Below are 11,665 nucleotides of genomic sequence, written 5' to 3' on the forward strand. Positions count from 1 at the left end.
ACAACGGTGCGACGACGGACGGCGTGCTGAACCCGGCGCTGATGACGGCCACGAGCGCTGCGGCGATCGTGACGGTGACGTCGAACTATGGCGCCGACGGCGCCGGAACGACCACCTATGCCTTGTCGGTGACGCAGGCGAACTCCGGGCTGGCAACGGCACAGGGCGATCATGCGATCACGCTGGTGCAGGTCGGCAACACGATCGAGGGCCAATACAACGACGGTGCGACGCACACGGCGTTCACGGTGTCGATCGGCTCGGACGGCAAGCTGACGGTGGTGCAGAACGTCGCGCTYGAGCACCTGGTCGATGGTTCGACGGCGGCGGCCTACAACGACGCGCTGACGCTGGCCGGCAAGATCGGCGTGACGGCGACGGTGACGGATGCGGATGGCGACACGGCAAGCACCGGCGTGATCAACGTCGGCGGCGCGGTGACCTTCCTGGATGACGGCCCGTCGATCACCATCACCGGCGTAGCGCCGGCGCTAAACGTCGACGAGAGCTATCTGACCGCGGCGACCAACGGCATTGCCGGTTCGGGTGTCGGCCCGGCAGGATCGGCCACGGACACGCAGAATTTTGCCGGTGTGTTCACGGCTGTGCAGGGCGCCGACGGTGCCACCACCAGCTATGGCCTGAGCATCTCGGCTCCGGGCGTGACCACCAACCTGATCGACAGTGCCACCAACACTGCGGTGGTGCTGACCCAGAGCGGCAACACCGTGTCCGGCTATGTATCCGGGCACAGCGGTGATGTGGCCTTCCTGGTGTTCACACTGAGCACCAACACGGCGACCGGCGCAGTAACGCTGACACAGGACCGTGCGGTGCACCAGAACACTGTCGACAACCCGACCGACAGTTCCGAAGGCATCAACCTGGCCTCGGGCCTGGTAACGCTGACGGCAACGGTGACGGACAGCGACGGTGATACGGCCTCGCAGTCGATCGACCTCGGTTCCAAGGCGTCCTTCCATGACGACGGGCCCTCGCTAGGCTCCTTTACCTCGGGCACGATCCCGAACGAGGTGGGATCTGTCGCTGGCTTGTTCTCGCTAGTGCCGGGTGCCGACAGCATCGACCATTTCAGCATCACGGGTCCGGTGATCGCGGGCATTGTCTACAGCACAACGACCGCTGCGGATGGCGCCACTACACTGCACGCGAATGCCGGTGCAACCGAGGTGTTTGATCTCACGGTAAGGCCGGATGGAACGTACCAGTTCGACCTCCTGAAGCCCGATGCCGGCACGACAATAACCTATTCGCTACAGAACCTTCCTGCTGGCGGGCCGAACTGGCGCGAAACCACCGATGGCCATATCGAGTTTTCAAGCCCGGGAGGGATCAACTCCAACAACAATGGATTTGGCGTCTCAAATACCTTCGTAGGTGGGAATGAAAGCTTCACAATGGAGTTCCACACTTCCGGAACTGGACTCGGCGTGGATAATCCGGCCAGCACCAGTGCCGAGTTGAACGACTCCGTGAGTTTGGTGGTCAATTCGCTGAACGGTGCAGGAGGAACCTTCCACTGGGTTGCGACCAACACGCTCACCAACGTATCCACGTCCGGTGACATATCCATCACGGCAACCGGAACATTCGTGATTGATCCGTCTATCAGCTTCAACCAATTGCAGGTCAGCGCGGTCAACGTTTCAGGGCAAGGCGCTCAGTTCTCGAACATCTCCCTTACGCATAACGTTTTGCCTCAGGATCAGAATTTGGCCTTTACAGTCTCCGCGACCGACAAGGATGGCGATACCACTGGCACGCAGCCGCTCGCCATTCACGTGGTTGCGGGAGATGGGTCCAACAACTTCGCCCTTACCGGGACAGCCGGTAACGACGTGATCGCTGGAAGCACGCACACCGACACGATCTCTGGCGGGGCGGGAACCGACATCGTCGACTACACCGGCAGCCTTGCCGCGATTTCGATCCATCTGGCCGATGACGGACATGCAGCCGGGGCACCGGTGACATTCACCAACCCGGGACTTGGCACCATCGGCGGCGGCGATGCCACCGGCGATACCCTTACCGGCATCGAGGGCCTGATCGGTGGTTCCGGCGATGACTACCTGTTCGGAAATCTGGCAGCCAATTATCTTGCGGGCGGCGGTGGCAACGACACCCTCAATGGTGGCGCTGGCAATGACACACTGATCGGCGGCGCGGGCAACGACGTCCTGATCGGCGGTGCAGGCCAGGATACAATGACCGGCGGCGCCGGAGCCGACACGTTCAAGCTCGACGGTCTGGACATCAAGGACCTCATCACCGACTACAATGGCGGTCAGGGCGACAAGATCGACCTTACGGCCCTGTTCGACTCGACTCCGGCGAATGTCGGCAACTTCGTGAACTACGACGCGGGCACGGGCACGCTCAGTGTCGACACCAGCGGTTCGGGTAATCCGGCCAATTTCGTCGAAGTGGCCCAGCTGACAAACCACCCCGTCGCCAGCACGATCACGCTGCTCTACGACGACGGCGTAACCCAGCACACGACGACGGCAAACCAGGTTTAACGGCATGGCGCTCGGTCACGCGACTATGTTATACATTGCTAATATCGAGGGAGATCATCCATGAATCGTTCTGCAAGACTGCTGGTTTCCGCTGCGACGCTGTTGCTGGCAGTCGGGTCGACGGGTTATGCCGCCGACATCATCGAAGGTCCGTCGGCCGACTATTGTCGTGTCGTCGGGACGTCCAACCTGGTGCTGACCGACAACATCGTCGACCTCAAGGAGCAGGTGGTCAAGCTGATGGACGAGTCAGTTGCCGCCGCCAACAGCTCTGAGTGGATCAACTCGTCCCGGCCGGTCTTCGTTTGGGCATCGGAAGCCAAGGTCGCTTGCGGCATGGCCTATGGCTACCTGAAAACCAACTATCGCGACGAAGATACCCTCAACAAATGCGAGTGTTTTCACGATCGCATGGTCGAGTACATGCACTGACCGGATAAGCGAACCGACGCCTGTTGGCCATCATGATAGCCGACGGATCCTTTTTGAGGGCGATCGCCGCAGCGATCGCGTTGGTCGGTTTTGGCCAGACTGTCACGCCGGCCCGCGCCAACTGGCTGGAGCGACCTTCGGTGGAACGGTCGTCCGACTTGACGCGGCCGACGCACTGTGACGCGGTTACGCAGTGGACCCGGCAGACCTTCAAGGCGTTTGGAGCTGCCAGGCATCGATCTATGGCCTGGAGCCGGTGCTGGCGCATGCCGTGATGGAGATAGAAAGCGGGTTCGATCCTGACGTGGAGGGCGCCAACGGCGAAGTCGGCCTGATGCAGGTGATGCCGGCGACGGCGCGAATGCTCGGCTTTCGAGGCTCCCTCGATGACCTCAGCGCGCCGGCGACCAACATCGCGCTTGGGGTCAGATATCTTGCCCAGGCCAACAAGCTGGCCGAGGGCGACCTGTGCACCACCGTCATGAAATATCGCGCCGGGCACAATGAAAGCCGGTTCTCGGCGCTTTCGGTCCGCTACTGCCAGCGTGCGCGAGCGATCCTCGCAAGGCAAGGGATTGAAGTGACCGGGCCGTTGCCGGTGGCGACATTCGGCTTCTCCGCATTTCAGTCGGTAGGAGAGGGTGGGGCTCCAGCCCAGGGAAAAGGCGTTTGCGTGCGACGCGTGTTCGTGCCCGGGCCACGATACATGAAATGTGCCGACTATCGGACTGCCGGCCAAGCAAGACAGATCAAGGCGCTTAGAGCCAGGCTTTTCGAAGGCTAAAGAAACTACAGACGGCGCGCCAAGTGCGCCGTAACATGCGTTGAAGACCAGACCGGGAAGCATACTCGGCGGCACATTGGGTGGAGCAATCATGGAAGCTGGCCGACAGGGCCGCTGTCTGCGGACATGGGCAATCGCGTTTGCGCTCACCACGACATTGTCAGGCTGCCAGTCGAAAGGCGGTGTTTCCGAAGTGCTCGATCCGGCGGCGATTGCCGCGCCTGGCGGGCAGACTGGCGACGCGGGTGCCGGTGCTGCCCAGGCGACCCAGTCGCTGGGCACCGGTTCGACAAAAATCACGATGTTGCTGCCATTGTCGGCTCCAGGAACGGCGGGGGAAAACGGCAGGAAGATGCTCGATGCCGCCAAGCTGGCGATGACGGATGTTGGCAATGGATTGCTTACGCTGACGGTAGAGGACACGAAAGGCGACAGCGCACAGGCCGGCAAATTGGCGATAAGTGCGATAACGACGGGGTCGAAAGTGGTCATCGGCCCAACCGAACTGCCGGCAGCCCAGCATATTGCGACGCTGTCGGGGTCGAAGCGTCCACCGGTGCTGGCGCTTGCCGACAATTTCGCAGGCGGTGCCGGGGTTTATGCCGTGCGACTCAGCGAAGCCGACAGTGCCGCGGCGGGCGCTGCGGGGCTCGCTGCCAAAGGCGGCAAGAAGTTCGTGTTGCTTGTCGCGGAAGGCTCAAACGCCAGCGCCGTGGAGAAGCGGGTCGCGAACGGCCTCAGCATCTATGGTGCGACGCTCGCGGTCACTGTCCCGTATTCGGCCAGCGACGGTGGCGCGAAGGCTGTCGACGAAATGGGCTCGCTCGTGGACACTCCCGACGCTGTGATCGTCGCCAATGGCGATGGCAGCCCATCGCCTATCCTTGCCGCCCTCAGATCAAAGGGCATTCCGGGAAAGGCAATTTCCGTCGTCGGAACCAATCGGTGGCTGGAGCACCCCATGGATCCGCTGTTTGAGGGGGCATATATCGCCACGCTCGATCAACGCGAAACCGGACCGATCGCCGACCGCTTCAGGGCGACATACAACTACCCGGCCGACGTCAATGTGGCCTATGCTTATGATATGGTTGCGCTGACAGCAGGGGTTGCCAGTGCGGTCGGGCCCGACGGCTTCAGCAAGCAGGTTCTCGAAAATCCAAACGGGTTTCGTGGGTCGACAGGTCTGTTTCGGTTTCGGGCTGACGGATCCAGTGAACGATCGATGCCGTTCTACCAGATTCAAAAGGGCGCGCTCAAACTGGTTGCGAAATCAACGTCGGGTTTCTGATCGGCCCTTGGAACCCGGTCAATCTGATGGGTAGAGATTGGCCGAGGGGGGCTGGCTGATGGTTGGGTTGGGCCGCAGCCGCTTGACGATCCCGCTCGGAAGCCTCCTGCTTCTGGCCGGGGTACTGCTGATCATTCAGGCCGGGGCTTTGCTTTCGGTCGATCGGCCGGTCCTTGCCCCTTCGCAAAATAGCGGGACGCAGCCGACCCGAGTGGCTGCGTCCATCGTCGAAGCATACCGACGAGAACCCACGCGCAAGATTGCTCAAGACCTCATCGCTCCACCACAGCTTGACCCTGTGCAACTCGAACGGGTCGAGCCCCGCCCGCCGCTGACCGACCTTGGTCTGGCTGTGCCCCCGAAGACACCGATGCCGGACGATTGGCGGGAGGTGCTGCTCTTTCGCCCGGCTGCCGCAACGTCCGCGATCTTCGAATCTATGGGCCGGACGGTAATCATCAGCGGGGTGCAGGGCATCGACCTCGACAGAACCTGTTCGTTTCATGATGTCACCTGGCCTTGCGGCGAGCGCGCACGTGCCGCTTTCAATTCCTGGGTTAGGGGACGCGCGTTGAAATGCTTCGTGCCGCCGGACGTCGAGCGTTTTGCCATCGCCGCCCCATGCAGGCTGGGCAAGCAGGACGTCGGCGCCTGGCTTGTGTCCAACGGCTGGGCCACGGCGCTGCCGAGTGGCATCTATGGCAAAGCGCAAGTGACTGCCCAGGGCGCGGGGATGGGCATTTTCGGTCCGCCACAATAGGCTGCGAGACTCAAAGAACCGGAGCAGCGTTCGCCGAGGCCGCCGTTGATTGTTCAGCGGCCGTCGGCATTCCATTGATTAACCTTTACGGCGCAAATTTCCGGTGCAAGCCGGTTGCTTGAACAGTATCGGGTCTCATAGTTCAAATTGTATGCTTCTCGGAAACTGAAAATGCTGTACGCCGGCTCTATGCTGGCTGATCTGACAGGAGATTAGCCAATGGCACAAACCACAGCGACCGCCTCCGCGCAGGCATGGAGAAGCGCCGCATGGCTGACCTTTCTAGGAACAGCCGGGAGCCTCGGCCTTTCCCTGGGCTTCAACTATCTGCTCTTGTTCAGCGACGCGTTTACGCCGTTCGGGCGCAGCATGATGACAGCCGTGCTGCTGCCCGTGGTCATTGGTCTGCCGCTTTTCGTACTAATCGGCTGGCAGCAGATCCAAATCCGCAGCTGCCGTCAGGAACTCAACAGGTCCGGAACCTACGACAGGTTGACAGGCTGTCTGAACGGGCCGGTCTTCACGTCGATGGTCGAAAGAAGAGCAACAAGACCATCGGCGCCGGGACCACGCTCGGGCGCCTTCCTGGTCATTCATTCGGAACATCTACGGTCCATCAACCTGCGCTTTGGCCTTGAATGGGGCGACGAGGCTTTGCGGCTCATAGCCATAACCATACAATCATCAGTACGCGCGGATGATCTGGTTGGACGCATAGGGACTTCCATGTTCGGGGTATTCCTCTCAGGCGCGACCGAAGCAGAAGCCAAGGAAATCGGCGAGCGTATCCGCACTCGTGTCGCCCAAGTCTATTTCGCACCAAAGGGAACCGAGGATGCCCTGACCATCAAGGTCGGCGGCGTGATGTTTGAGAAAGAGATGGAGTTCGCGGACATGTTTCAGTTCGCCGAACAGGGCGTGTCAGACACCCAGGATGACGCCAGGTTTGAATTGAAGCATCTCAACAGCTGACGGCTTTCGGGCAGCCTATAGCTATTTTTCCCGCATCGCGCGGCGGAAGTTCTGCGTGATCGGCTCGGCGAGGTAAGAAAGCACGGTGCGAGCACCGGTCCGGATCATCGCCTCGCTCGACATGCCGGGCAGCAGCTTGCGGCCCTCCAGCTTGGCGAGTTCACTCTTGTCGATCAACACGGTTGCGGCGAAATACGGTGCCCCGCTGCGCTCCTCCACCATGCGGTCAGCCGACACGATCTCCACGACGCCGTCGAGCGGCGGCAGGTTGTAGCGGGCGAAGGCCGGGAAGCTGACGCGCGCGGGCTGTCCGGGGGCGATCGTCTCGACATCTTCAGGTTTGACCATAGCCTCGACCACGAGTTGTTGTCCGAGCGGGACGACTGTCATCAATGTCTCGCCGGGTTTCACGACACCGCCCGTCGTGTGGACCTTCAGGTCCATGACAATGCCGTCAACCGGTGCGACGACATTGGTACGGGTCAGCACGTCCTTGGCGGAACGCTCCTGTTGCCTGAGGTCAAACAATTCCGCCTCGACCTTGCTCAACTCCTCGACGGCCTCGTTCAGCCGCACTGTGCCGAGGTTCAAGATCTGCATGTCGATCTCGGCTATGGCGCTTCTGGCACGAGCGATTGCCGCGGTGTTGGTCGCACGCTCCCCCTCGATCTCCCGCTGTTGTCGTTTGAGCAACAGGTTCCGCTCGCGCGTGGTCAGCCCCTTCTTGAGCAGCCCCTCGAGGTCTTTGCTTTCACCCCCGATCGCCTCGATCTGCTTGTCCTCGGTGACGATGAGCTCCTTCAGTCCATTTATCTCTTCCTGTATCTGGTTATGGCGCTGGCTGAGGATTTCCCGCTCGTCCTTCAAGTTGTGCTGCTTCGCCGCGAACACGTCACGCTGTGCGGCCACCGCGTCCCTTGCGGCGGTAGCGGGGTCTGCGAGCAACGCCGGATCGAACTCGATCTCCGGCTTGCCGTCCCGCTCGGCCCTGAGACGCGCGGCTAGCGCGTCGCGCGTTGCTATCCGGTTCTGGATCAGGTCAAGCTGCGTCTTTGCCTGTGTGTCGTCGAGCCGGATAAGGACCTTGCCCGCCTTGACGATATCACCGTTGGCGGCGTTCAGGTCCGCGATGATGCCGCCCTCGAGGTGCTGGATGAGCTTGCGGTCGCCGGCGACCTTGATAACGCCCGGTGCCACAGCGGCGCTGTCCAAAGGCGCCAGCGCCGCCCAACCGCCGGCGACGCCGAAGAACAGGAACATGATCGCGAACCCGGTGCACGTCACGCCGGTCAGACGCAGGGGTACCGGTTCCAGCAGGGAGGGTGGCGGCGGGACGGGTAACGGCACGACGTTCAATTCTGGGGAACGGCTCATGCTTCTTTGATTTCCTTGACCACTTCGAGGGTTGGTAGCGAGGCTCCCATTGGCATCTGGGTCACCTTGCGGGCGCGGTTGGCGAGTTCGTTGAAGACATAGTCGCGCGGGCCGAAGAGGTCTTGCTGGCCGTGGTTGAGGACCAGCACCTTGTCGACCTTCTCCAGGATATTCGGTCGGTGCGCGATCAGGACGATGGTCGTGCCCGCCACCTTGACCGCGCTGAGGGCTGCGATCAATGCGTCCTCGCCATCGCGGTCGAGGTTGGAATTGGGCTCGTCCAGTATAAGGAGTGGCGGGTCGCCGTAGAGTGCCCGCGCCAGGCCGATGCGTTGGCGCTGCCCGCCTGACAGCACCGCGCCGGATTCGCCGATCTCGGTGGCGTAACCCTTAGGCAGCCCCTTGATCAGTTCGTGAACTCCCGCCAACTGCGCGGCCTTGACCACGTTGTTGAAGACCGGCGGGTTGAGCTGCGCGAAGCGGCAGATGTTTTCGGCAACTGTACCGGCGAAGAGCTCGATGTCCTGCGGCAGGTAACCGACATGATGACCACGGTCCTCCGCCGCCCATTGGGCAACGTCCATGCCGTCCAGCAACGCACGCCCCCCGGATGGACGCCAGGCACCGGCCAGTATTCGCGCCAGGCTCGTCTTGCCGGCCGCGCTCGGGCCGATCAGCGCCATTGCTTCACCCGGATTGAGCCGGAAGTTGATCCCTTTCAGAATCGGCTCGCCACCCTGTCGGGCAAGCACGAGGTCGTCGGCCTCAAACCGCCCCTTCGGTCGTGGTAATGGCAGAACCGCTGTGGCCTCCGGGTGCTGTCCGGCGACCGCGGTGAGACGGCGGTAAGCGGCACGCGCTCCGACCGTGGCCTTCCATGTGGCGATCGCTTGTTCGACTGGGGACAAGGCGCGACCCATGAGGATCGAGGCGGAGATCATGATGCCGGCCGAGGCTTCGTTGCGAACCACCAGATAGGCACCAAGGCCTAGTATGGCCATTTGCAGGGCTAGCCGGTGACAACGCGCCATGGCCGCGATGACGCCGCCACGGTTGGCGGCAAGGACTTGTCCTTTGTTCGCCTCGTCCTGCTGCGCCTTCCAGCCCTCCAGCAGTGGCTTTAGCATGCCCATCGCCTGGACGACCTCGGCGTTTCGGATCGCAGCTTCAGCCTGCGTGTATGCCCGCGACTGTGCGCTTGCGGCCTCGGTCAAAGGCTTGCGCGTGAGATATTCGTTGAGCACCGCCAAGGCGAAGAGTACGACCCCGCCGACCAGCGCCAACCAACCCAGCCAAGGGTGCATGAGGAATATGGCGGCGAAAAACAGAGGTGCCCAAGGCGCGTCAAGGATAGGGAAGATGCTCGGGCTCGTGAAGAAATTCCGCACTTGATCGAGGTCGCGCAGCGGTCGGGCATTGGCATGCCCGGGCGCCGAGGCGGCATATTCCACCGATGCGGTTAGCAGAACTGGTCCCAACCGCGCGTTCATCCACGATCCGACTTTAGCCAGAAGGCGCCCGCGCACCACTTCCAGCCCCGCCATTGCGACGAGTGCCCCTGCCGCCATCAGCGACAGCATCACCAGCGTCTCCAGGCTGTGGCTGGACAACACCCGGTGGTAGACCTGGAGCATGTAAAGCGCCCCGGTCAGCATCAGCACGTTGATGCCGGCGCTGAACCAGATAAGCGGCCGGATGGCGCGTCTGGCCTCTTTCATCACCACTTGCAGGGCAGGGGGCTGTTGGTTGGCTTTCATTATTCATATCTCTGCGGGGTGTTGCTTCGTGCGCAGATGGCGGGAGGCAACTTTAGCTGCCTCCCGTCGCTCGGTGATCAGGCGACGACGTCAACGGGTATGTGTTGCGTCCCCGTCGTGTCGGCGTCCGCGTCCGCGACCTGGAACGCGAAGTCGAGGTTGGCATTCAAGGTCCCGGAGGTCGTCTGCACGAAGCCGATGTCCACGATCTTGAGGACATCGTTGTCCTGCGCCTCCCAAGCTTGCGTACCACTGCTTGCGCCTTCGACCGGGATGGTGTTGGGGTTGTCGGTGATCCCGTTCAGGCTAATCGCAGATCCTGCCAGCCCGTTGCCGGATTGCATGATCTGCATCCCCTGAATCTTGAAGTTCTCGCCGGCGGCGAGGTTGTAGTCGTTGCTCTCGATAATGAGGAGGGCGTCGTTGTTGTCGAGCGTGAACTCGCTGTTGTACGGGGACGGCACGCCACCGGTCGAAAGCTTGAAGAAGTCTTGGTTCTCGACGAAGATCGACCTCGTGGTTTTGACGTCGTCGGCGGTGGATGCTGTGCCTTTGTCATCGATCAGGTCGAGGACCACGATAAGATCCTCGGAGTTCCCGATACCGTCGAACTTGATGGCGACGCCGGACACAGAGTCTGTCGGGGTGGTTTTCTCTGTACCACCACCGGGGGCACCGGGGTTCACGTCCCCGAGAATGTTCTCGTTGAAGAACCGAAGCGTCAGCAGTTCGTTCTTCTGGATCGTGTCACCCGCGACACCGTTCGTGGATTGGGTTGCCGACACCCAGTCCTCGAAGCTGCTGGTGACGAACTGGCCGTTGTTATAGGCAGTGTCGAGAGGCGGTCCGTCCGGTGCGCCGTCACCCGAGCCGTTGAAGCCGAAAGGAGAGCCGGCAGGGTTCGTGTTCGCCGTGAACTGCACATAGAATCCGTTGGTGTCGGTGGTGCCGTTGTTGAGGTCAAGTTCCGTCACCACGAGTTCCGGGTGTCCGGTGTTACCGGGAGGTGCCTTCCGCAACAGTTCGGAGGTGTGCAGCACGTTGAAGCTGAACCCGTCGATCAGGTCCGTCAGTGTGATGCTGTAGGTATCGGCGGCCTTGTCGAAGGTCAGGGTGCCGCCCGCCGTGGCATCCTGCACGCCAGCCGTGATCGGGTCCTTGTCATAGTGGAACGAGAAGGTGAACGTTGCACTGGCGGTGTCCTCCGACGTCAGTGTCGCCACCGCTTGGGTAATGCCGGGGGTGCCGGGGTTATCGACCGTGCCGGTCAAGCTGATCTGGACACCGGCGAGGCCTGTGTTGGTGTCGACAAAGTCGGAACCACCGCCCGTGTAGAATGCAGCGTTGTGACTGTCTTTGCCGATGTCGTACCCGAAGGCTCCGGTAGCCGTTGCGTTCAGCACGTTGTGCAGGGTCTCATCCTCGACGGCTGGGGTACTGGGGTCACCGTCGAACGGCACCGTGATCGTCGGGCCGTCGTCCTGGAACTGCACGGCATCGCCRATACCGGTCGAACTGGTCGCTGTGTCGCCGTCACCGTCGGTGACCGTCACCACCGCCAGCAAGGCGCTGTCGGTGATGTTCACCGTTTCGTCGTGGCTGGCGCCCGGGGTCGGATGAAGGATCGAGGCATACTGCGCCACGCTGACGACGCCGGTCGTGCTGTTGATCGCGACAGCGAACGCCGCCGCCCCACCGGCGCCGCCGATGCGGCCGACCACCAGACCGCCTTCCTTGAACAGGAAGATGCTG

General features: G+C 61.9%; 9 protein-coding genes. 6 read left to right on the forward strand and 3 right to left on the reverse strand.

Annotated features, from left to right (window positions below; all coding sequences use genetic code 11):
* The 6 genes from AC1D0I_RS31345 to AC1D0I_RS31370 all read left to right on the forward strand — a co-directional run.
* On the forward strand, positions 1-2,543 hold a 2,543-nt coding region (locus tag AC1D0I_RS31345; protein ID WP_477400000.1), incomplete at its 5' end, for a DUF5801 repeats-in-toxin domain-containing protein.
* A gap of 60 nt (positions 2,544-2,603) precedes the next feature.
* Positions 2,604-2,975, forward strand: a complete 372-nt coding sequence (locus AC1D0I_RS31350) for a hypothetical protein (protein ID WP_379102391.1) — start codon at positions 2,604-2,606, stop codon at positions 2,973-2,975.
* Between the two features lie 193 nt (positions 2,976-3,168).
* Positions 3,169-3,759 (forward strand): lytic transglycosylase domain-containing protein, encoded by a 591-nt coding sequence (locus AC1D0I_RS31355; RefSeq protein WP_477400002.1) that lies wholly within the window; start codon positions 3,169-3,171, stop codon positions 3,757-3,759.
* Between the two features lie 352 nt (positions 3,760-4,111).
* Positions 4,112-5,050 (forward strand): ABC transporter substrate-binding protein, encoded by a 939-nt coding sequence (locus tag AC1D0I_RS31360; protein WP_477400004.1) that lies wholly within the window; start codon positions 4,112-4,114, stop codon positions 5,048-5,050.
* Between the two features lie 82 nt (positions 5,051-5,132).
* On the forward strand, positions 5,133-5,810 hold the full coding sequence (locus tag AC1D0I_RS31365; protein WP_477400006.1) for a thermonuclease family protein: 678 nt from the start codon (positions 5,133-5,135) through the stop codon (positions 5,808-5,810).
* Positions 5,811-6,029: 219 nt separating this feature from the next.
* Positions 6,030-6,782: a GGDEF domain-containing protein gene (locus AC1D0I_RS31370; protein ID WP_477228961.1), complete on the forward strand. Its 753-nt coding sequence runs from the start codon at positions 6,030-6,032 to the stop codon at positions 6,780-6,782.
* 21 nt (positions 6,783-6,803) lie between these two features.
* Here the strand turns inward: AC1D0I_RS31370 and AC1D0I_RS31375 are convergent, their stop codons facing one another.
* The 3 genes from AC1D0I_RS31375 to AC1D0I_RS31385 all read right to left on the reverse strand — a co-directional run.
* A complete protein-coding gene (locus AC1D0I_RS31375) occupies positions 6,804-8,156 on the reverse strand; it encodes an HlyD family type I secretion periplasmic adaptor subunit (protein WP_477400008.1) in 1,353 nt (450 codons plus the stop codon).
* A complete protein-coding gene (locus AC1D0I_RS31380) occupies positions 8,153-9,913 on the reverse strand; it encodes a type I secretion system permease/ATPase (protein ID WP_477400010.1) in 1,761 nt (586 codons plus the stop codon). The genes AC1D0I_RS31375 and AC1D0I_RS31380 overlap by 4 nt, the downstream gene beginning before the upstream one ends.
* 77 nt (positions 9,914-9,990) lie before the next feature.
* Positions 9,991-11,665, reverse strand: a 1,675-nt coding sequence (locus AC1D0I_RS31385; RefSeq protein WP_477400012.1) for a DUF5801 repeats-in-toxin domain-containing protein, incomplete at its 5' end; no start/stop codon positions are given.

Source organism: Mesorhizobium sp. P2_D1, assembly GCF_056404455.1.

What these genes read in the sequence shown, in the direction of transcription:
- AC1D0I_RS31350 (WP_379102391.1), top strand. Translation starts at nt 2,604, where the DNA reads ATGAATCGTTCTGCAAGACTGCTGGTTTCCGCTGCGACGCTGTTGCTG.
- AC1D0I_RS31360 (WP_477400004.1), top strand. Translation starts at nt 4,112, where the DNA reads ATGCTCGATGCCGCCAAGCTGGCGATGACGGATGTTGGCAATGGATTG.
- AC1D0I_RS31370 (WP_477228961.1), top strand. Translation starts at nt 6,030, where the DNA reads ATGGCACAAACCACAGCGACCGCCTCCGCGCAGGCATGGAGAAGCGCC.
- AC1D0I_RS31375 (WP_477400008.1), bottom strand. Translation starts at nt 8,156, where the DNA reads ATGAGCCGTTCCCCAGAATTGAACGTCGTGCCGTTACCCGTCCCGCCG.
- AC1D0I_RS31380 (WP_477400010.1), bottom strand. Translation starts at nt 9,913, where the DNA reads ATGAAAGCCAACCAACAGCCCCCTGCCCTGCAAGTGGTGATGAAAGAG.